Raw genomic sequence first — 21054 nt, forward strand, 5'->3', positions numbered from 1 at the left:
CGGGCCCGTCCGAGGCCCGCCGTGACGCAGCGCGCGCCGCCCGCAGCGCCTCGCGGGCGATGTCGGCGGGCCGCGATCCGGTGGCGGCGCGCGCCTCCCGCGGCTCGTCGGCTGCCGGAGGGGCGCCCGTCCGGGCGTCGGTGTCCGGACGGGAGGCGGCGTCCGGACGGGAGCCGAAGTCCGGACCGGAGGCGGTGTCCGAAACGAACGCGGTGTCCGGCCAGGAGGCGCCGACGTCCGTCGCGGAGGCGTCGGCGTCCGTCGTGGAGGTGTCCGACCGGGCGTCCGGCCGGGTGGCGTCCGTCGTGCGGCGCAGGGCCGCGCGGGCCGCGTCGGCGGGCCTCGGGGGACGGTCGGCGGGCTGTCCCTGCGCCGACTCCCGCGAGGGATGCTCCCCCTGCTGTTCCCGCGCGGCCCGCAGCGCACGGCGTGCCGCGTCGGCCGGGCTGGCCTCCTTCTCGCCCATCACGCCTCCCTCCGCAGCCTGACCAGGTCGGACAGCTCACGGTCGGTCAGCTCGGTGAGGGCCGACTCGCCGGAGCCGAGGATCGCGTCGGCGAGGGCACGCTTGGCTTCCAGCATCTCGGCGATCCGGTCCTCGACCGTGCCCTCGGTGATGAGGCGGTGGACCTGGACGGGCTGGGTCTGGCCGATGCGGTAGGCGCGGTCGGTGGCCTGTTCCTCCACGGCCGGGTTCCACCAGCGGTCGAAGTGGACGACATGGCCCGCGCGGGTGAGGTTGAGGCCGGTGCCGGCCGCCTTGAGGGAGAGGACCAGGACGGGCGTCGCGCCGCTCTGGAAGCGGTCCACCATGCGCTCGCGCTCGGGTACCGGAGTGCCGCCGTGCAGGAGGTCCACGGGCACCGCGCGGCCGGTCAGGTGGGCGGTGATCAGGCGGGCCATGCCCACGTACTGGGTGAAGACGAGCGCGGAGCCGTCCTCGGCCAGCAAGGTGTCCAGCAGCTCGTCCAGCAGGGCGAGTTTGCCGGAGCGGGCGGCGAGGGCGTCGCCGAGGGCGGGGGTCTCCTCCTTGAGGTACAGCGCGGGGTGGTCGCAGATCTGCTTGAGGGCGCCCAGGAGTTTGAGCACCAGGCCACGGCGGGCGATGCCGTCCGCCGTCTCGATGGCGAGCATCGACTCGCGCACCACCGCCTCGTACAGCGCGGCCTGTTCGCGGGTCAGCGGGACGGGGTGGTCGGTCTCGGTCTTGGGCGGCAGTTCGGGGACGATGCCGGGGTCGGACTTCTTTCGGCGCAGCAGGAACGGGCGGACCAGCCGGGCGAGGCGCTCCACCGCCTCCGCGTCCTCCCCGTTCTCCACCGCGCGCGCGTGCCGGGCGCGGAAGGACTTCAGGGGGCCGAGGAGGCCGGGAGTCGTCCAGTCCAGGAGGGCCCACAGCTCGGAGAGGTTGTTCTCGACGGGGGTGCCGGTGAGGGCCACGCGCGCGGGGGTCGGGATGGTGCGCAGGGCCTTCGCCGTCGCCGAGTAAGGATTTTTGACGTGCTGGGCCTCGTCCGCGACGACCATGCCCCAGGGCTGTCCGGCAAGTGTCGGGGCCGCCGAGCGCATGGTGCCGTACGTGGTGAGGACGAAGCCGCCGGCCAGGTCGTCCAGGGTGCGGTCGGGGCCGTGGAAGCGGCGGACGGGGACGCCGGGGGCGAAGCGGGTGATCTCGCGCTGCCAGTTGCCGAGGAGGGAGGCCGGGCAGACCACCAGGGTGGGTTCGGTGCGGGCCCGCTTCAGGTGGAGGGCGATGACGGTGATCGTCTTGCCGAGGCCCATGTCGTCGGCGAGGCAGCCGCCGAGGCCGAGGGAGGTCATGAGGTCGAGCCAGGCCAGGCCCCGGAGCTGGTAGTCGCGCAGGGTGGCGCGCAGGCCGGCCGGCGGTTCGGCGGGGCGTACCCCGGTGGTGAGGCGGTCGCGCAGGGCGGCCAGGGCGCCGACGGGGACCGCCTCGACGGTCTCGCCGTCGACTTCGGCGGTGCCGGTGAGCGCGACGGACAGCGCGTCCACCGGGTCCAGCAGGCCCAGTTCGCGCCTGCGGGCCTTGCGGACGAGGGCGGGGTCGACGAGGACCCACTGGTCCCGCAGCCGGACGACCGGCCGGTGTGCCTCGGCGAGCGCGTCCATCTCGGCCTCGCTGAGCGGGTCGCCGCCGAGCGCCAGCTGCCAGCGGAACTGCAGCAGTTCCTCGCTCTCGAAGAAGCCGGTGCCGTCGGTCGCGGAGCCGGGGGCGGGCCGTACGACCGCGGTGGCGCCGAGGTCGTGGGCGAGGTCCCTCGGCCAGTGCACGGCGACCCCGGCCGCGGCGAGGCGGGTCGCGGCCACGCCGAGCAGGTCGCTCAGCTCGTCCTCGGACAGGGCGAGGACGTCCGGTGCGTCCTGGTCGGCGAGCCGGGCGAGCGGCGGCCAGACGCGTGCGGCGCGCCGCACGGCGAGGGCCGCGTCGACGCGCGCGCGGGGGCCGAACGCGCCGTCCGCGTCGCCCGCCCACAGGGCCGCCGCGTCGGTCACGAGGGTCGGGTCGGCGAGGCTGTGCACCTGGACGACCGCGGCGCCCGCGCGGCGCGCCCCCTCGCCGTCGTCGAACAGGTCGTACGCCGACAGGTCCAGCCGGAGGGAGATCCGCACGCCCGCGTCCATGCCGGCGGCGACCTCCGCCGCCCAGTCGTGGGCGCCGGGCAGCCGCTGGGGCCGGCGGTCCGCGAAGGGCTTCCCGGACGCGTACGGCGCGGCCGGGGTGCGGGGCAGGGTGTCCGCGACGGCGTCCAGGAAGGACCGCATCAGGGCTTCCGGCCGGGGCAGGCGGAGCGGGCCGGGGCCGGGCAGCGGGACGGCGTGCCCCTCGTACGGCAGAGCCGCGGCGATCGCGCGCAGGTGCGCGATGTCCTCCGGGTCCAGCGGGCCCGCGCGCCAGGCGTCGTGGCCGGTGGGGGTCAGGCCGGGCAGCAGGCGGCCGCGGGCGGCGAGCCGCAGCGCGTGCAGCGCGACGGCGCCCCAGCAGGCCGTCGCGGGGTGGGCGGCGGGGTCGCGGCGGGCGCGCACCAGGAGCGGGAGCGCCGTGTCGAGCGGCAGCGACAGCGCGGGGGTCCGGCGGCGGCGGACGGTGGCTCCCTGGCGGCGGACGACCGTCAGGTCCGTGCGGTCGGCGTCCGCCGGAGCGGGCAGGGGGCCGTCCTCCGGGTCCCAGAAGGCGATGCGGCCGTCGCGCGGGAGGGGCGCGGGCAGGAAGACGGCGGGCAGGCGCACGCCGAGCGGCTGCGCCGTGTGCTCGGCGACCGCATCGGCGACCGCAGTCGTGTCGCTCATACGGAGTGTCCACCTCCCGCCCGCGTGTCGGATCAGTCGTCTTCGACTCTACGGGCGGGGTCTGACAATCGGCCCCGGCGGCCGGCGATCTCCGGGCCGGTGGGCGTCGGGCGCCGACCCACCGGCCTGGAGGCCCTCCTGCCGGGCCCGGGCCGGATCCGGCGGCCGCCGTACGGTCAGGGGACGGTGCGGGAGACGACGTACACCATGGGGTAGACCGGGTTCCCGGTGTTCACCACCACGTCCAGCGTCGGCTTCGGGTTCTTCTGCGCGCGGACGAAGCCGAAGTAGTCGCCGGAGCGGGAGCCGGGTCCGGAGAACCTCCAGCCGGTGACGTCCTGGTCGCGTTCGCCGATCGTGATCCTGTCCTTCCTCAGGGCGGCCCGGGTGAGGCCGAGCTCCGCGAGGAAGGCGTCCAGGCCGGCGTGCGTGGTCTGGAACTGCACGTAGAGACGGCTGGTCTTCCAGTTGTTCGTCTCGTAGTAGGCGACCTGGTTCGCCGGGTGCGGGACCGGCACCTGGTACAGGCGGAGCTGCACCTTCGACGGCCAGCCCTCGGTGAGGCCGGTCGCCGAGTACTTGGCCTCCTTGTCCTTGCCGCTGTCGCGGCTCTGGTTGGCGGAGATCACCAGATAGCCGGCCGGGACGCCGATGAGCAGCACGATGATCAGCAGGGTGAGCGCCCGGCGGCGGATCACGTGCCCCCGGGTCTCCGGCGGGCGGGACGGCTCGTCCGGGGGCGCGCCCTGGTGGGGCAGTGATGCCGTCATGCGGTGTCCCGGGCCCGGCGGGCGGCCTCCGTGAACCGCTCGTAGCGCTCGTACCGCTCCACACGGCGGCGCTTGGCGCGCCGGAAGCGGCGGGCGACCAGGCGGGCGAGGTCGGCGGCGCCGACCATGCCGGCCTCGGGGCCGAGCTGGGCGCGCACGATCCGGGCCTCGGGGCGGTAGCCGCGGCCGGTGAGGTGGCGCTTGAACGCCTCCCGCGCGGGGCCGATCAGCAGGTCGTCGGCGGCCGAGACACCGCCGCCGATCACGAAGCAGGACGGGTCGAGGGCGGCGGCCAGGTTGGCGATGCCGACGCCGAGCCACTGGCCGATGTCCTGGAGCAGTTCGATGCACATCGCGTCGCCCTCGCGGGCCAGCTCGGTGATCATCGGGCCGGTGATGTCACCGATCTGCCCCTTGACGTGCTCGATGATCCCGTACGCCACCGGCGAGTCGGCGACGGCCAGTTCCTTGGCCTCCCTGACCAGGGCGTTGCCGGAGCTGTACTGCTCCCAGCAGCCGCGGTTGCCGCACGGGCAGCGGTGGCCGCCGGGCACGACCTGCATGTGCCCGAACTCGCCGGCCACGCCGTACTTGCCGCGCTTGACCTGGCCGTCCTCGAGGATCGCGCCGCCGATGCCGGTGCCCAGGGTGATCATGACGAGGTGGTCCTCGCCGCGGCCCGCGCCGAAGCGCCACTCCGCCCAGGCGGCGGTGTTCGCGTCGTTGTCGACGAGGACGGGGACCGACAGGCGGCCGGAGAGGCGGTCCCTCAGCGGCTCGTTGCGCCACGACAGGTGCGGGGCGAACAGGACACGGTTGCGGTCGGCGTCGACCCAGCCGGCCGCGCCGATGCCGACGGCGTGCACGTCGTGCCGGTCGGACAGGTCCAGGACCAGCTCGACGATCGTGTCCTCGACGACCTTGGGGCTCTTGGACTTGTCCGGGGTCTCCGCGCGGAGCTTCTCCAGGATGTTGCCGTCGGCGTCGACCACGCCCGCCATCACCTTGGTCCCGCCGATGTCGATGCCGACCGTCGGCACGCGGGGTGCGGTCAGGTGCGAGCGGCGCTCTCGTGTGCCCACGGTGCGGAGCGCCGGGGCGCGGCGGGAGCCGATGGGGGCGGTGAAGGTGCCGTAGGTGCTCATCACCGCCAGATTCTGCCGCACGCTCACGCTGGGTGGCGTACGGGGGCGGAGGGGAGGTTGCCGGAGCGTCGCCGTGTGCGGGTGTTTCATGGCTGGTCACACTGTTCCCCACGCCCCTCAGGAACGCGTTCACCTCGTGTCGCACATCGTCCAGGTCTTTTGTCCGAACATGTGGCCGTCTTGTCCGGACAATGCGACCAACGCGGTCCGGCGGCCCGGCCCGCCCGCCCGCCCGCCCAGGATCCGCCCGTTCAGGATCCCCCTCCAGGATCCGCCCGTTCAGGACCGAACGAGCAGTTGGAACTCGAAGGAGTAGCGGGTCGGGCGGTAGATGTGGTCGCCGAACTCGACCGCGCGGCCCGTGTCGTCGAAGGTCGTGCGCTGCATGGTGAGCAGTGGGGCGCCCTCCTCCTCGGCGAGCCGCTCGGCCTCCGCGGCGGTGGCGGCGCGGGCGCCGATGGACTGGCGGGCGCTGTGCAGGGTGATCCCGGCCGCCCGCATCAGGCGGTACAGGCCCGTGGCCTCCAGCTGTGCCGTGTCGAGGTCGAGCAGGTTGGAGGGCAGGTGGTTGCAGAGATACGCCATCGGCTCGCCGTGCGCGAGACGCAGCCGCTCCACCCGGCGCACCTCGTCGCCCTCGGCGACGCCGAGCGCGGCCGCGACCTCGGCCGTCGCGGGGACGACGGTGTTGACCAGGACCGTGGTGGCGGGGCGCTGGCCGGCCGCCTCCAGGTCGTCGTAGAGGCTGCTGAGCTCCAGTGGGCGCTTGACCTGGCTGTGCACGACCTGGGTGCCGACGCCCCGGCGCCGCACCAGCAGGCCCTTGTCGACGAGGGACTGGATCGCCTGGCGCACGGTCGGGCGGGACAGGCCGAGCCGGGCGGCGAGCTCGATCTCGTTGCCGAGCAGGCTGCCGGGGGTGAGCGATCCGTGCTCGATGGCGGCTTCGAGCTGCTGGGACAGCTGGAAGTACAACGGCACCGGAGAGCTTCGGTCCACACGGAGTTCCAGCTGCACGGTCGGGTCCACTTCTGGTTTCGGCACGGGCCTGAGCGTAGCTCCGCGGCCGGTTGACGGGAAGTTCTGTAGTTCGATTGTCCGGACAAACGCATTGACAGGGCGAGGGCTCCGACGTCACCTTGAACACATGCGCATCGGCGTCATCGGGACGGGCCGCATCGGCACCATTCATGCGAACACACTCAGCCGTCACCGCGAGGTCGGATCCCTCATCCTGACGGACACGGAGCCCGCGCGGGCCCAGGATCTGGCCCTCCGGCTGGGCGAGACGGCCGCCCCCGGAGTGGACGAGATCTTCCGGTGGGGCGTGGACGCCGTGGTGATCACCACGGCGACCTCGGCCCACGCCGAACTGATCGGCCGCGCGGCCCGCTCCGGGCTTCCGGTGTTCTGCGAGAAGCCCATCGCCCTGGATCTGGCGGGAACCTTAGCGGCGATCGCCGAGGTCGAAGCCGCCGGAACGATCCTGCAGATGGGGTTCCAGCGTCGCTTCGACGCGGGCTACGCGGGGGCGCGGGATGCGGTGCGCTCGGGCCGGCTCGGGCGGCTGCACACCGTACGGGCGGTGACCTCCGACCAGTCGCCGCCGGCGGCCGCGTGGCTTCCGGTGTCCGGGGGGCTGTTCCGGGACGCGCTGATCCATGACTTCGACGTGCTGCGCTGGGTGACCGGCCGCGAGGTGGCCGACGTGTACGTCACCGGCTCGGACGCCGGGCCCCCGATGTTCCGCGCGGCCGGGGACGTGGACACGGGAGCCGCGATCCTCACCCTTGACGACGGCACCCTCGCGACGGCCACGGCGACCCGGCTGAACGGCGCGGGCTACGACGTCCGCATGGAGCTGGCCGGGGAACTCGACCAGGTCGTCGTGGGTCTGGACGACCGCACCCCGATCGCCTCCACCGAGCCCACCGGCCCGCCGGCCGCGGACAAGCCGTGGACCGGCTTCCTCGAACGCTTCGCTCCCGCGTACGAGGCGGAGCTGAACACGTTCGTGGAGGTCGTACGGGGAGGGCGGCCCAACCCCTGCGACGGACGCGAGGCGCTCCAGGCCCTGCGGATCGCGGAGGCCTGCGAGGTGTCCCGGCGGGAGCGGCGGGCGGTGGCGCTGGCGGAGATACCGGGGGCACAGGACGCGTCCGGGGCGACGGGGACACCGGGCGCGGCGGGCATGACGGGCGCGGCGGGAACGCCGGGGACGCCGGGAGCGCTGGGGATGCCGAGTGCGCCCGGTGCGGCGGGCGCACCGAACGCGGCGGGGACGCCGAATACGGCGGGCAGGCCAGGCACAGCGGGCATCCCAGGCACCTCGGGTGCGCCAGGCGCAGCGGGCATCCCAGGCACCTTCGGCGCGCCAGGCACCTCGGGTGCGCCAGGCGCGCCGTAGCCGGCCTGCGGACGCGTACGGCGCGATCCGCGCTCCGCGAGTGCGCGCCGCCACCTCACCCACCTCACCGGCGCGCACACACGGTGCCTACCAGCGCACCGGGAGACTGCGCACCCCGCGGATCAGCATGCCCGGCAGCCACTCGCCGGGCGGGCCGTCCGGGCTGAGGTCCGGCGCGCGCTCCAGGAGGGAGCGCAGGGCGGTGCGGGCCTCCAGGCGGGCCAGGGGCGCGCCCAGGCAGTAGTGGATGCCGTGGCCGAAGGCGAGGTGGCCGCGCGGGTCGCGGTGGACGTCGTAGCGGTCGGGGTCCTCATAGCGCAGCGCGTCGCGGTCGGCGGACGCGAGGCCGACCAGCACCGGGGCGCCCTTCTCGATCGCCACGCCCGCGATCTCCAGGGGCTCGACGGCGTACCGGTAGGTGGCGTTCTCCACCGGCCCCTCCCAGCGCAGGGTCTCCTCCACCACGCCGTCGACGAGGTCCGGGTCGGCCCGCAGGGCCGCGAGCTGGTCCGGGTGGGTGAGCAGGGCGTGGACGGCGTTGGTGATGAGGTTGACCGTGGTCTCGTGGCCGGCGATGAGCAGGAGGAACGCCATGCCGCGCAGCTCCTCCGGGGAGAGCCGGTCGCCGTCCTCGGCGGTGGTGCGGATCAGGTCGTCGAGCAGATCGCCGCCCGGCCCGGCGCACCGCTTGTCCTCGATCAGCTCGGTCAGGTAGGCGCCGAGCCGCACGAAGGCCTCGTAGCCGCTCTGCTCGCTGGTCGGGGCGACCACCTCCGTCGACATGTCGCGGAACGCCACGCGGTCGGTCTCGGGGACACCGAGCAGTTCGCAGATGACGGTGAGGGGCAGCGGGTAGGCGAAGGACTCCACCAGGTCGGCGCGGCCGCGCGGCAGCATCGCGTCGAGCAGGTCGTCGGTGATCCGCTGCACGCGCGGGCGCAGCTCCTCGACCCGGCGCCCGGTGAACGCGCGCGAGACCAGGGCGCGCAGCCGCGTGTGCTGCGGTGGGTCGGTGACCAGCAGGTGCTTGCCGACCAGCTGCTCGTCCAGGAAGATCGCGCCGATCCGCTCGCCGTCCTTGACCAGCCGTGGGTCGGCGAGCGCGGCGCGCGCCTCCTCGTACCCCACCACGAGCCAGGTCGCGTAGGTCGCGTCGCTTCCGGGCGGGTGCACCCGGTGGACCGGGCCGCGCTCCCGCAGCCGCGCGTACACCGCGTACGGGTCCCGCCGGAACTCCTCGCCGAACGCCTCCAGGTCGATCACATCGGTCATCTCGCTCCCCTCCCGTCACTGCGAGAACGCGCGAGCGCCCCCGCTAGTGCCCGTCCTCCGCGTTCTCGTCGACCAGCCCCGCGTCGTACGCCAACAGCGCGATCTGCACGCGGTTGTTGAGGTCGAGCCGGGCCAGGATCCGGGAGACGTGGGCCTTGACGGTGGCGACGCTCATGAACAGGCCGGCGGCGATCTCCGCGTTGGACAGGCCGCGGCCCACGCCGACGGCGACCTCGCGTTCGCGCTCGCCCAGGACGGCGATCCGCGCACGCGCGCGGGAGCGACGGGTGTCGGCGGCGGAGCCGGCCGCGTGTTCCATCAACTGACGGGTGACGGCGGGCGACAGGACGGGGTCGCCGGCCGCGACCCGGCGCACCGCGTCGAGGATGTCGGCGGGCGGGGTGTCCTTGAGGACGAAACCGGCGGCACCCGCGCGCAGCGCCCGCAGCACCTGTTCGTCGGCGTGGAAGGTGGTGAGGACCACGACCTGCGGGGCGTCCGCGCGGGCGCGCAGCCGCTCGGTGGCGGTCAGCCCGTCCACCGACGGCATCCGGATGTCCATCAGGACCACGTCCGGGCGGGTGCGGTCGACGAGCGCCTCGGCCTCACCGCCGTCGGCGGCCTCACCGACGATCTCGATGTCGTCGGCGCCGCCCATCATGAAGGACAACCCGGCCCGCACCAGCGGGTCGTCGTCGACGAGGAGGAGTCTGATGGCAGTCATGGGCTTACGTAATCACGGTCGCGGCCGGTGAGTTGGCCGTGCGGCCGACAGGGCCCGTCGTTGGGATCACGTCGCGGACCCGGGCCCTCGACGACGCCGTGCGCTCGGGAAACGTGCTTCACCCTGCTGGTGAACCGGGACATCGAGCGGGAACCGCTGTCCGTGGCCGAGGCGTTCGGGATGTCGGTGGGGGCGTGGAGCCCCTTGCAGGGCGGGATCCCTGTCGGGTGAGTACACGCGGCCGGGCGGGTCGGCGGGGGCGAGTCGACGCGGCTGTCGGCGGAAGGGATCGGGGAGCGCGAGCACGCCGTGGCGCGGGCCGTGCAGTCGGCCGCCGGCGAACTCGGCGCCTGCGCCGCCCAGGTGGCGATCCCCTGGACCATGGCCCGCTCCCCCGCCGTCCACCGGGTCCGCGGCGCCCGCCGTCTCGGCCGGCTCGACGACAACCTCGGCGCGGCGGACCTCACGCTGCCCGAGGCGGTGCTGGCTGATGCTCACCGTCACCGAGCCCGACGGCACCGCGCGGGCTGGAGGAGCCGACCGGCTTCGGGGCCGGCTTTCCCAACGAGTGCATCGAAGGGCCTCGCCGCGGGTGTACGGCGAGGCGGGCCGGCGGATGGTGCCGCGCCGGCGCTGAGGCAGGCCGGCCGTCGGCCGTGGGACGGCGGACGCTGCGGATCCCTACGCCCGGGCCGGCCAGGGCAGCCATGCCCGTACCTCGAAGCCGCCGTCCTCGCACGGCCCGTGCTCCAGGCGGCCACCGGTCAGGGTCGCCCGTTCGGTGAGACCGATCAGACCCTGCCCGGAGCCGGGGACGGGCGGCACGTCGCCCTCCGGCGCGGGGTTGCGGACGGTCACCGTGAGGCCGTCGCCGGGGCCGCCGGTGACGGTGACCGCGACCTGGGTCCCGGGGGCGTGTTTGCGGGCGTTGGTGAGGCACTCCTGGGCGATGCGGTACGCCGTGCGGCCGACGGAGGCGGGGACCGCGGCGGGGTCGGTGACGCGCTGGTCGAGGACGACCTTCATGCCGGCCTCGCGGGACTCGGCGACCAGCGCGTCCAGGGCGGCCAGGGTCGGCTGGGGTCGGCCCGGGTCGTCGGGTTGCCCGGCCCTCAGCACGCCGATGATCTCCCGCAGGTCCTGGAGGGCCTCGTGGGCGCTCTCCCGGATGACGCCGGCCGCCCGCGCGATCTCCGCGCGGGGCGCGTCCGGCCGGAACTCCAGCGCGCCCGCGTGCACGCTGAGCAGGGTCAGCCGGTGGGCGAGCACGTCGTGCATCTCGCGGGCGATGGCCTCGCGGGCCAGCCGCTGGGCCTGCTCGCCGCGCAGCCGCGCCTCCGCCTCCGCGTGCCGGGCCCGGTCGCGCAGGCTGAGCACGAGCTGCCGTTTGGAGCGGACGAACATGCCCCAGCCGATGAGCGTGACGGTGAGCAGCACGGTCCACACCACCGCCGGCCCGTACTCCAGGTCCGGGTCCGGGCGCACCCACACGAGCACCGGGATCAGCGCGAGCTGGATGCCGCCGACCCAGGCGACGTACCGGAAGGGCCGGTGCACGGCGAGCGTGAAGAGGGCGACCACGGCGGTGCCGGCCGAGGTGGTCGAGAGGAAGCCGAGCGGGACCGTCACCGCGGCCAGGCCGAGGGGCCGGCGGCGGCGCAGCCAGACAGCGGCGCAGGAGAGGGCGCCCAGCAGCTGGTCGGCCACGAGGACGGCGTGCGGGAGGTCCTGGGCGCCGGGGAGCGCGTCCGCCACCATCAGGCCGATGGCGACGGCCAGGAGGAAGCAGGAGAAGTCGACGATCCAGTCGCGTACGGTGCGCCGCGGCGGGCGCCCGGACCTCCCGGCGTCCGGGTCCAGCTCGGCGGCCACGGCGGACGGCAGCAGCCACCGGCGCCCCGGGAAGGCCGGCGCCGTCGGCACCGCCTGGTCGTCACCCCTCATGGTCGGCAAATCTACGCAGGCGCAGCCCCGTGCCACCTCCCCCCGGACGGGATCGACGACCAAAGCGGGACGACGGCCTACCGAAGTCGCCGCAGGACCTACCGAAGTCGCGCCAGGACCCACCGAAGTCGCCGCAGGATTCGCCGAAGTCGCCCAGGACCCACCGAAGTCGGCGGAGGACCTACCGAAGTCGACGGCCGGGCCCTCCGAAGACCGGCCGGGCGCCCACTTCCGGCGCGGGCGGCCGGGTGCGGGCGAGCCTTCCGTCGGACGGGCCTCGCCCCGCGGCCGATGTGGGTGAGGCATCCACGGGGCGAGGGTCTGGACCATGAAGCAACTGCTGGAGGTACTCGGATTCATCGCCCTGGTGCAGGGCGTCGCCGGCCTGGTGCACGAGTTCACCGACTGGAACTGGGGGCTCGTCCATCGCCTCGACGTCCTCGACGGCTACGAGGTCTACGCGAGCGTCGCGCTCCTGGTGCTCGCATTCGCCCTCTTCGCCGCCGCGGAGAGCCGCAAGGCCGACTGAACGCTCACCGGGTGCGGGGCGGCGGGTGTAGTAGTCCGTGCTGATCGCGGCGAGAAGGGCGACCTCTTCCCGGCGGAGTCCGGTCACCCGCCGCGGCCCGCCCGTGTCGGCCAGGCCGACGGTGGCGGGACTCAGCTCGGCACGGCGCGCCTTGAGGAAGGCCCCCAGCTCGTGGAGATGCGCGCTGGTCATGCCGGTCGGTCTGGCACCTTCCGATGGTCGGGAGAGGGGGAGAGTTTCCTCCCTGGATGTTTGCCTCCCGGGAGGCGGGAAGAAGTGCTGTGACATCTCTTGACGCAGACCCTGCGGATGCGTAGACATGGCCGCGCGGTCAGACCGCGCGGTCATACAGTTGGCCTCGTTCGATGCAGGCGTACGGCCATCAGGAGACATGATGACACCAGGGGTGGGGCGGAACGTGGACTCACCGGCGCCGCGCAGCGCGGACGTGGCCCGTGTGGCCGGAGTCTCGCGCAAGACGGTCTCACGTGTCCTCAACGACGAGCCGTACGTCTCCGACGAAGCCCGCCGACGCGTCCTCGCAGCCGCCGAGGAACTGGGCTACCGGCTGAACCACGCGGCCCGCGCACTGGCCTCCGGGCGCAGTCGCTCCATCGGAGTCGTCGCGCTGGGGACGGCCGGCTACGGCACCGCCTCGCTCCTCGTGCACATCGAGCAGGCGGTGCGGGACGCGGGGTACGCGCTGCGCGTGGTCAACACGCCGGACGGCGACCCGAAACGCATCGCCGGCGCCGTGGAGTCACTCCACGAGCAGGGCGTGGACGGAGTCGTCGTCTCCGAACCCATCGTGGAAGGAGAAGTGTCCGTCCGCGTCGACGTGCCGGTCCTCTTCGTGGGGGCGCCGCCGGCCTTCACCGCCGCCCGGACGGTGACCGTGGACATGGGAGCCCACGCACTGGCGCGGGCGGCCACCGACCACCTGCTCGACCTCGGACATGTGACCGTCCATCACCTCGCGGGTCCGCAGCGGTGGTACGCCTCCAAGGACCGCCTGGAAGGATGGCGGGCCGCGCTGGCGGCACGGGGCGCGCCCGAACCGCCGGTCGTCGAGGGCGACTGGTCCGCCGCCTCCGGTTACGCGGCGGGCCGCGCACTGGCCGGTGACAGCTCCGTGACCGCGGTGTTCGCCTCGGGCGACGAGATGGCCGTCGGCCTGATCCACGCCCTGCGGGAAGCCGGGCGCCGCGTGCCGGAGGACGTCAGCGTCGTCGGATTCGACGGCAACCCCGTCTTCGCCTACCTCACTCCCGCCCTGACCACCGCGCGTCAGCCCTTCGACGCCGCGGCACGGGAGGGGATCAGGCTTCTCGTGCACGCCATCGAGAAGCCGGACACCGACCTGCCGCCGGTGAGCGACCCGCCCGTCGAACTCGTCGTCCGCGGCTCGACCGCACCCCCACCGCCCCACCAGGGCCGGACGGTACCCGGCACCAGCTGACCACCCGCCCCGTCGCCGCCGCAGGCCACTTCACGAGCCCCCGGCAGGCACAAAGGCCAGGGGCACCACATCCGTCACCCCACGACCGTCACACCGCGAGCTCCCGGCCGGTCCGGCCCCGTGCAGCGCGGTGACGCGTCGCTCGCGACGTCGTCCGGCCCTCGGGGCCGGGCTGACGCGCACCGCGAACACCGCCTCTCCCGTCCGGACTCGGTCCCCGGGAGCCGCGGGACTCCGAGCACATCCCCATCCCCCGTCATGGGAGCCGCACATGTCCCCTACGCAGACGGGCACCAGACCCGGCGCCGCTTCGCGTCCCCTCCCCGCCACTCTCCTGTTCCTGTTGCTCGCCCTGATCGTCGCCGCGGCGACGGTGGTGCTGCCCGCCGCGGGCAGGGCGGACGCCATATCCCGCCCCTCTCAGACGATGTACACCCCGCCTGCGGACGCGCCCTCGCCAGGATCGCTACAGCACCGGTGACCTTTTCCTCAACACCCAGAACGGCGCCGCGAACACCTGGACGCGCATCAGCCCCAACGTCGCCCCCGGCTACAGCCGCGGCCTGCTGCCCCTCGCCGACGGACACAGCCTGCTGGTGCTGAGCGGCGGCAACGGAGGCAGCAACCTCTCCAACCCCGTCACCTACGGCACGATGGACCTGGGCGGCGGCATCTCAGACGGGGCCACCTACACCCTGTCAGTGATCTCAAGCTCACCATCGCGGGCGGCTCCACCGGCAACGGCACGTACGCGACCCAGCAGACCACCACGAACGCAGCCGACCAGCGGTGGCGTTTCGAGCGGCAGCCCTCCGGCTACTTCGAGATCGTCAACGTCGCCAGCGGCAAGGTCCTCGGCGTCGAGAACCAGTCCGCCGCGAACGGCGCCAAGGTCCTTCAGTGGGACGACAACGGCACCCTCGACCACGAATGGGCCGTCGCCCCCCACCCGGCCGGCGGCTACACCCTCACCAACCGCCTCACCGGCAAGCGTCTGGAGATCCCCAGCGCCTCCACCACCGTGGGCACCACCGCCGGGCAGTGGGACAGCACCGGCTGCGCCTGCCAGCGCTGGAACCTGACCCAGACCGCCCTGCCTCCGCTGGGCACCGGCCAGTACATCCTCGTCAACAAGAACAGCGGCAAGTACCTCGAGATCCCCGCCGCCTCCACCACCAGCGGCACCGCGGCCAACCAGTGGGAAATGACCACCTGCGCCTGCCAGCTGTTCACCTTCCAGTCCGCCGGCGGCGGAGCCTGGACCGTCAGGAACGCGCGCAGCGGCCTCAACCTGGACGTCCGTGGCTCCTCCACCACGGCAGGAGCCGCCGTCATCCAGAACACGTCCTCGACCGCGGCCTCGCAGCGGTGGACTCCGACCGACGCGGGCGGTGGCTACTTCAAGCTGGTCAACGCGGGCAGCGGCCTGGCCGTCGGCGTCGCCCAGTCCTCGACCGCCAACGGCGCGGCCGTCATCCAGTGGAACGACGTCACCGTCGACGACCAGCTCTGGAAGATCGTCCGCATCAACTGACCACCACACGGGCACACCAGCCCCACCACACCCACCGGGCCGGCAGACGGACGTCAGCGGGCCCGGTGGGCCCCATTTCCGCACTCTCCGCGGCTAGACGTCGTCCGGCAGCGCGTACGAGCCGTAGCGGGGGCGGCCGTCGAGGTCGTACGTCTGGATGGAGACGCCCGCCGCGGTGATGCGGCCGCCCGCGTGCCGGAAGGCGGTGGGCAGGGTGCCCTCGGCGAACAGGCGGTGGCCGGCGCCGAGGACGACCGGGAACGTCAGCAGGTGAACGGTGTCGACCAGGTCCAGCGCGAAGAGACTGTGGGCCAGGGCGCCGCTGCCGTGGACCTGGAGTTCGCCGTCGGTGCGTTCCTTGAGGGCGGTGACCTCCTTGGCGAGGTCGCCGTGGATCGCCGTGGCGCCGGACCAGACGGGTTCGGTGAGGGCGGTCGAGGTGGCCACGTACTTCGGCAGGGAGTTCAGCCGGGAGGCGACGGGGTCGGCCGGGTCGGTCACCTTCGGCCAGTACGAGGCGAAGATCTCGTAGGTGCGGCGGCCGAGGAGGAAGGCGTCGGCGCCGTCGAAGACCTCGGTGATGAACCGGCCGAAGTCGTCGTCGCCGTACGGAACGCTCCAGCCGCCCTGCTCGAAGCCGTCGCGGGTGTCCTCGCCGGGGCCGCCGGGGGCCTGGTGGACGCCGTCGAGGGTGACGAAACTGGTGAGGACGAGCTTGCCCATGGCGGGTGCCCTCCTTGCTGGTGTTCGGGGGTTCCACTGTCATCAGGGCAGACCCCGCCCGGTCCCGCAACTCATCGGTGCCGCGCGCGTGGGATCGTCCCGGGTGACGTCGTCGCGCGTGCCGAAGCCGGCGGTGGACTCGGCGGCGACGAGGCGTCCTTCTCGGCGGACCACGCGCGCGTGCCGTCCGGCTCCGGGGCGCGCTTGTCGTCGGGGCGCACGCCCGCGAAGCCGGTGGTGCGCCCGCTGCCCCGGGCGGTGAGGTGCGGGAGCGCCGGCGACCGGGCCGCTAGGGCGCGCCGGCCCACCCGGATGGCGATGCTTATGGCCTGGCGCGGCATGCCCGCCGTGCCGGTGCCGGTGCCGGAGCGGCCGCGACGGGACTGGTCCCGGCCGCCGCCGGACAGGCCGCCGGGTGAAGGGGCACACGGGTGCGCGCGGGGGGGCCGAGGGAGGAGGTCGGGCCGGTGACATCGGTGTCCGTTCGCCGCCGGCGCGCGCGTGCCGCGGCCGCTGGGATGGACCCATGACAACGACTTACGGATCTCTCGACGGCAAGGTCGCCCTCGTCACCGGCGGCAGCCGCGGCATCGGCGCGGCGACGGCGGTGCGGCTGGCGCGGGAGGGCGCGGACGTGGCCCTGACCTACGTGAACGGCGAGGAGGCCGCGCAGGAGGTCGTACGGGCCGTGGAGGCCCTCGGGCGGCGGGCGGTGGCCCTGCGGGCGGACTCCGCGGTCGCCGGGGAGGCGGCGGGCGCGGTCCGGCTCGCGGCGGAGGCGCTGGGCGGGCTCGACGTGCTGGTCAACAACGTGGGTGTCGGGGTGCTCGGGCCGCTGGAGGACCTGGCCCTGTCCGACGTCGACCGCGTGCTCGCGGTGAACGTGCGCGGGGTGTTCCTGGCCTCCCAGGCGGCGGCCGGGCGCATGCGGGACGGGGGCCGGATCATCACGGTCGGCACCTGCATGACCCAGCGGGTGCCGGGGCCGGGCGGGACGCTGTACGCGATGAGCAAGTCGGCCCTGGTCGGCCTGACGAAGGCGCTCGCCAGGGAGCTGGGCCCGCGGGGCATCACGGCGAACGTCGTCCATCCCGGTCCGATCGACACGGACATGAACCCGGCGGACGGCCCGTACGCGGCCGGCCAGGCGGCGATGACCGCGCTGGGCCGGTTCGGCGGGGCGGAGGAGGTGGCGGCGACGATCGCGCATCTGGCGGGCGCCGCCTACGTCACGGGTGCCGAGTTCGCGGTGGACGGCGGGCACGCGGCATGACCGTCGGGCGAGCGTCCCCCGGACCCGGTGCGGGGAGCTGACTCCGTGCTCCTCGCGGTCTGCGGCCAGGGGGCGGATCTCACGGGTGGCCACGTTCAGCGTGTCGCCGCCCACCGCTCCCAGGACCCACGCCGGGCCCGGTCGCAGCACGCGCCCGGCGGCGGCCGCGGGGGGCGACGGTCACCACGACCGACCGTTCCCCCCAGGCCACGAGGCTGCCCTTCGCCGCGGCGCGGTGGTCCGCGACGGAATCGTCGATCTCCCGGCGCAGCCGGGCGAGGACGTCGGCGGGGTGCTCGTGGTCGCGGCGGAGGTCGCCGAGGAGGCGGTGCGGGGCGCGCATTCCTACGGAGCGTTCACGGTGGCGGGGGTGGGTCAGCCGCCCAGTTCCCGGTGCCGGGCCCGGAGGGACGAGGCGCCCTCCTCCGTCAGGGAACCGAACAGCCGCAGACGGGAGATGCCGCCGTCGGGGAAGATGTCCACGCGCGCGTGCGTCCCCACCGCCGGGGCCGGCAGGACGAAGCGGTGGTTGGTGTCGGGCTGGAGGCGGGTGCGCGGGAGGATCTCCTGCCAGTCGCCGTTCTCGCCGTCCTTCACGGAGACCGACGCCCAGCCGGCGCTGTTGCCCTTGAGGTAGGCGGTGTCGATCTCCAGGGCGCGGATCCGGGCCTGCGCGGCCAGGCGGTAGCGGATCCAGTCGTGGCCCCGGTCGCGGCGGCGGCGCGTCTCCCAGCCGTCGTCCATCTTGCGGGAGCGGCCCGGCTGGATGGTGTTGGCGGCCGGCGAGTAGAAGAGGTTGGAGGCGTCCTCGGCCCGGCCGCCGTTCTCCAGCGCGACGACGTCGAAGGTGCCGAGGACGGCCAGCCAGGCGGGGTCGGGGACGACCTCGCCGTACACGCGCAGGCGGGCGATGCCGCCGTCGGGGTGCTGGTTGACGCGCAGGTGTGTGAAGCGCTGCTCCACCGCCACGGAGAAACCGTTCGCCGCGTGGCCGCCGACCGGGGTGCGGGGCACGAGCGTCGTCCACTTCACGTCGTCCCCGAGGAGTTCCTCGGGGGAGGGTGAGCCCGCGACCGACGTGCCTTCGACCGACACCGCCTGCGGGTAGTTCCCGCGGAAGTGGGCCGTGTCGACGACGATGCCCCGGATCACGCCCGGCGCGCCCAGGCGGACCAGCGCCCAGTCGTGGTCGTCGGCCGTGGGCCAGGGATGGTCGGCGGAGGCACCGCGGCGGCGGCGGGTCTCCCAGCCGTCCATGACCTTGCCCTTGTGCCCGAAGTGCTCGGGGTCGAACTCTGCGGGCCCGGGCAGCAGCAGGTTCTCCCGCTGGGCGAAGAACTCGTCGTTGGCTGCGATGACGGCGGCGCCGAGCTGCCGGTCGGCGAGATTGGCGTACTGGGTGAAGGGGAAGCCGGCGGTGCGGTAGTCCGCGTAGGGGTCGCCGCCGCCGTAGGGATGCGCGTCGCCGGTGAAGCTGGGTATCGCCGTCACGGGAGGTGCCTTTCGGGAGTCGGCCGCCGCGGGTGCGGGAGCGGGTGTCAGTGGGGGCGTGTGAGCAGCCGGCCCTTCGGGGCGGTGAACTCGCCGTCCGCGACGATGCGCTCGCCGCGCAGCCAGGTGGACTTCACGACGCCGTACAGGGTCCGGCCCGCGTACGCCGTGACCCGGTTGCGGTGGTGGAGGGCCGCCGGGTCCACGGTGAAGGTCTCGTCGGGGGCGAGGACGGCGAAGTCGGCGTCGCGGCCGGCCTCGATGGCGCCCTTGCGGTCGAGGCCCACGAGTGCCGCCGTGCGCGTCGCCATCCAGCGGACCACGTCCTCCAGGCCGTGGCCGCGTCGGCGCGCCTGCGTCCAGACGGCCGGCAGGCTCAGTTGCAGGCCCGAGATGCCGCCCCAGGCAGTGGCGAAGTCGTCGGTCTTGAGGTCGGCCGTGGACGGGGAGTGGTCGGTGACCACGCAGTCGATCGTGCCGTCCGCCAGCGCCTGCCAGAGCAGGTCCTGGTTGGCGGCCTCGCGGATGGGCGGGCAGCACTTGAACTCGCTGGCGCCGTCCGGGACTTCCTCGGCGGTGAGGGTGAGGTAGTGCGGACAGGTCTCGACCGTGATGCGGACGCCCTCCGCCTTGGCGGCGGCGATCAGCGGCAGCGCGTCGCTGGAGGACAGGTGCAGGACGTGCACGCGCGCGTGCAGGCGTTTCGCCTGCGCGATCAGGTTCGCGATGGCGGTGTCCTCGGCGTCGCGGGGGCGGCTGGCGAGGAAGTCGGCGTATCTGGGGCCGCCCTGCCGCGGGGCGGCGTCGAGATGGTGCGGGTCCTCGGCGTGCACGATCAGCAGGCCGCCGAAACCGGCGATCTCGGCGAGGGACTGGGCCAGTTGGTCCTGGTCCAGGTGCGGGAACTCGTCCACGCCCGACGGCGAGAGGAAGGCCTTGAAGCCGAAGACACCGGCGTCGTGCAGCGGGCGCAGGTCCTTGACGTTGTCGGGCAGGGCGCCGCCCCAGAAGCCGACGTCGATGTGCGCCTTGTCGGCGGCCACCCGCTGCTTGGTGCTCAGGTGGTCGACCGTGGTGGTGGGCGGAAGGGAGTTCAGCGGCATGTCGACGAGGGTGGTGATGCCGCCGGCCGCCGCCGCGCGCGTGGCGGTCCAGAAGCCCTCCCACTCGGTGCGGCCGGGATCGTTGACGTGCACGTGGGTGTCGACGAGGCCGGGCAGCAGGACGTCGTCGCCGAGGTCCTCCAGGCGGGCCCTCTCGGGTACGGGCGCGTCGTGGGGCAGGACGGCCGTGATCCTTCCCCCGGCGACCGTGACGGCGGCGGCGCGCGTCCCTTCCGGAGTGATGACGCGCGTCGAGCGCAGCACCAGTTCAGCGTCGGACACCCGGACCCCTCTCTGTCGCCGTTCTGCTTCCGGGAAACGGGCTTTACACCCGTGTGACGTCCACGTAACGGAATTCAACGTTCTGTTGAAGGAGTCTTCACTCCCGGTCGCGCCGCCGTCAAGGGCACACCCCTCCACAGTGCACCCCGACACCGCCGGTCTGGACGTTTCCACAAAGCGGAATTACCATTCCGGCAAGCAGAACGTAGCTACGCACAAGCGAGGAGTCAACCGACCGCCGGGTAGGCTTCAGCTCTTCCCGCCAGTTTCGAAAGGAACGCGCCGTGCCGACGTCCAACGCCAGCACCACCGACTCCGCCAGGTCCGCCGGCGGAGGGGTCCAGTCCCTCGAGCGCGCCTTCGATCTGCTGGAGCGGATGGCGGACGCGGGCGGCGAGGTCGGCCTGAGCGAGCTGTCCGCGAGCAGCGGGCTCCCGCTTCCCACCATCCACCGCCTGATGCGCACCCTGGTGGCCTGCGGTTACGTCCGCCAGCAGCCCAACCGCCGGTACGCGCTCGGCCCGCGCCTGATCCGCCTCGGCGAGTCCGCCGCCCGCCTGCTGGGCACCTGGGCCCGCCCCTACCTGGCCCGCCTGGTCGAGGAGACCGGCGAGACGGCGAACATGGCGCTGCTCGACGGCGACGAGATCGTGTACGTCGCGCAGGTCCCGTCGAAGCACTCGATGCGCATGTTCACCGAGGTCGGCCGCCGCGTCCTGCCGCACTCCACGGGCGTCGGCAAGGCCCTGCTCGCCGGCTTCCCGGACGACGAGGTGCGCGCCCTGCTGCACCGCACGGGCATGCCCGCCGCCACCGAGAAGACGATCACCACCCCGGACGGCTTCCTGGCGGCCCTCGAGGAAGTGCGCAGCCAGGGCTACGCGGTCGACGACAACGAACAGGAGATCGGCGTCCGCTGTCTCGCGGTCCCGGTCCCCGACTCCCCCACCGCGGCGGCCATCTCGATCTCCGGCCCGGCGGGCCGCGTCACGGAGACGGCCACGGAGAAGATCGTGCCGGTGCTCCAGCAGGTCGCGGTGGAGCTGTCGGAGGCACTGACGAACTCGGGCGGCACGGCGGCCTGACCGG

The 21054-nt window shown here is 73.8% G+C and carries 17 protein-coding genes and 2 pseudogenes; 7 read left to right on the top strand and 12 right to left on the bottom strand.

Annotated features, from left to right (window positions below; translation table 11 throughout):
• The first annotated feature begins 194 nt into the window (after positions 1–194).
• Entirely contained in the window at positions 195–488 is a 294-nt protein-coding gene (locus ACF1A1_RS18465) for a hypothetical protein (RefSeq protein WP_392001158.1), read from the top strand.
• Here the strand turns inward: ACF1A1_RS18465 and ACF1A1_RS18470 are convergent.
• The 4 genes from ACF1A1_RS18470 to ACF1A1_RS18485 all read right to left on the bottom strand — a co-directional run bounded on the left by ACF1A1_RS18470 (position 466) and on the right by ACF1A1_RS18485 (position 6241).
• Positions 466–3309 carry an SNF2-related protein gene (locus ACF1A1_RS18470; RefSeq protein WP_392000987.1) on the bottom strand — a complete coding sequence of 948 codons (2844 nt, stop codon included), beginning with the start codon at positions 3307–3309 and terminating at the stop codon, positions 466–468. The two genes, ACF1A1_RS18465 and ACF1A1_RS18470, sit on opposite strands and share 23 nt — an antisense overlap.
• Before the next feature lie 176 nt (positions 3310–3485).
• On the bottom strand, positions 3486–4079 hold the full coding sequence (locus tag ACF1A1_RS18475; RefSeq protein WP_392000989.1) for a sugar kinase: 594 nt from the start codon (positions 4077–4079) through the stop codon (positions 3486–3488).
• The gene (locus ACF1A1_RS18480) at positions 4076–5224 is read right to left on the bottom strand and encodes an ROK family glucokinase (RefSeq protein ID WP_392001146.1); all 1149 of its coding nucleotides are present in this window, start codon (positions 5222–5224) and stop codon (positions 4076–4078) included. Before ACF1A1_RS18480 ends, ACF1A1_RS18475 begins: the two co-directional genes overlap by 4 nt.
• Positions 5225–5503: 279 nt before the next feature.
• Entirely contained in the window at positions 5504–6241 is a 738-nt protein-coding gene (locus ACF1A1_RS18485) for a GntR family transcriptional regulator (protein ID WP_392001148.1), read from the bottom strand.
• 130 nt (positions 6242–6371) lie between these two features.
• Here ACF1A1_RS18485 and ACF1A1_RS18490 point away from each other — a divergent pair.
• Positions 6372–7385, top strand: a pseudogene (locus ACF1A1_RS18490) (Gfo/Idh/MocA family oxidoreductase); the annotation flags it as partial.
• Positions 7386–7718: 333 nt separating this feature from the next.
• On the opposite strand, the gene ACF1A1_RS18495 reads toward ACF1A1_RS18490, so the two are convergent.
• The 3 genes from ACF1A1_RS18495 to ACF1A1_RS18505 all read right to left on the bottom strand — a co-directional run bounded on the left by ACF1A1_RS18495 (position 7719) and on the right by ACF1A1_RS18505 (position 11571).
• On the bottom strand, positions 7719–8903 hold the full coding sequence (locus ACF1A1_RS18495; protein ID WP_392000990.1) for a cytochrome P450: 1185 nt from the start codon (positions 8901–8903) through the stop codon (positions 7719–7721).
• A 43-nt stretch (positions 8904–8946) separates the two neighbouring features.
• A complete protein-coding gene (locus ACF1A1_RS18500) occupies positions 8947–9627 on the bottom strand; it encodes a response regulator (protein WP_392000992.1) in 681 nt (226 codons plus the stop codon).
• Positions 9628–10308: 681 nt separating this feature from the next.
• The gene (locus ACF1A1_RS18505) at positions 10309–11571 is read right to left on the bottom strand and encodes a sensor histidine kinase (RefSeq protein WP_392000993.1); all 1263 of its coding nucleotides are present in this window, start codon (positions 11569–11571) and stop codon (positions 10309–10311) included.
• Between the two features lie 328 nt (positions 11572–11899).
• On the opposite strand from ACF1A1_RS18505, the gene ACF1A1_RS18510 reads away from it, so the two are divergent.
• Complete coding sequence (locus ACF1A1_RS18510) at positions 11900–12100, top strand: hypothetical protein (protein WP_392000995.1); 201 nt, start codon at positions 11900–11902, stop codon at positions 12098–12100.
• 21 nt (positions 12101–12121) lie between these two features.
• Here ACF1A1_RS18510 and ACF1A1_RS18515 read toward each other — a convergent pair.
• Positions 12122–12292 (bottom strand): annotated as a pseudogene (locus tag ACF1A1_RS18515) (transcriptional regulator); the annotation flags it as partial.
• Between the two features lie 202 nt (positions 12293–12494).
• Between ACF1A1_RS18515 and ACF1A1_RS18520 the strand changes: the two are divergent.
• Together ACF1A1_RS18520 and ACF1A1_RS18525 are read left to right on the top strand one after the other, a co-directional pair.
• Positions 12495–13559: a LacI family DNA-binding transcriptional regulator gene (locus ACF1A1_RS18520; protein ID WP_392001150.1), complete on the top strand. Its 1065-nt coding sequence runs from the start codon at positions 12495–12497 to the stop codon at positions 13557–13559.
• 718 nt (positions 13560–14277) lie between these two features.
• The gene (locus ACF1A1_RS18525; protein ID WP_392001152.1) at positions 14278–15093 is read left to right on the top strand and encodes an RICIN domain-containing protein; all 816 of its coding nucleotides are present in this window, start codon (positions 14278–14280) and stop codon (positions 15091–15093) included.
• 93 nt (positions 15094–15186) lie between these two features.
• Here ACF1A1_RS18525 and ACF1A1_RS18530 read toward each other — a convergent pair whose 3' ends face one another.
• Positions 15187–15816 carry a dihydrofolate reductase family protein gene (locus tag ACF1A1_RS18530; RefSeq protein ID WP_392000996.1) on the bottom strand — a complete coding sequence of 210 codons (630 nt, stop codon included), beginning with the start codon at positions 15814–15816 and terminating at the stop codon, positions 15187–15189.
• Between the two features lie 526 nt (positions 15817–16342).
• Here ACF1A1_RS18530 and ACF1A1_RS18535 point away from each other — a divergent pair.
• Complete coding sequence (locus tag ACF1A1_RS18535; RefSeq protein WP_392000998.1) at positions 16343–17089, top strand: SDR family oxidoreductase; 747 nt, start codon at positions 16343–16345, stop codon at positions 17087–17089.
• Positions 17090–17168: 79 nt separating this feature from the next.
• On the opposite strand, the gene ACF1A1_RS18540 is transcribed toward ACF1A1_RS18535, so the two are convergent.
• Genes ACF1A1_RS18540 through allB form a run of 3 tightly spaced genes read right to left on the bottom strand, consistent with a single transcriptional unit; the run spans position 17169 to position 19965 of the window.
• Positions 17169–17432: a hypothetical protein gene (locus ACF1A1_RS18540; protein WP_392000999.1), complete on the bottom strand. Its 264-nt coding sequence runs from the start codon at positions 17430–17432 to the stop codon at positions 17169–17171.
• Positions 17433–17464: 32 nt separating this feature from the next.
• A complete protein-coding gene (gene alc, locus ACF1A1_RS18545; protein WP_392001000.1) occupies positions 17465–18580 on the bottom strand; it encodes an allantoicase in 1116 nt (371 codons plus the stop codon).
• A gap of 47 nt (positions 18581–18627) precedes the next feature.
• Positions 18628–19965: an allantoinase AllB gene (gene allB, locus ACF1A1_RS18550; protein WP_392001002.1), complete on the bottom strand. Its 1338-nt coding sequence runs from the start codon at positions 19963–19965 to the stop codon at positions 18628–18630.
• 284 nt (positions 19966–20249) lie between these two features.
• Here allB and ACF1A1_RS18555 point away from each other — a divergent pair, with 284 nt between their 5' ends.
• Complete coding sequence (locus ACF1A1_RS18555) at positions 20250–21050, top strand: IclR family transcriptional regulator (RefSeq protein WP_392001003.1); 801 nt, start codon at positions 20250–20252, stop codon at positions 21048–21050.
• Positions 21051–21054 lie beyond the last annotated feature (4 nt).

The sequence above is a fragment of the Streptomyces sp. NPDC014995 genome (assembly GCF_043080745.1).
Lineage (GTDB): Bacteria > Actinomycetota > Actinomycetes > Streptomycetales > Streptomycetaceae > Streptomyces.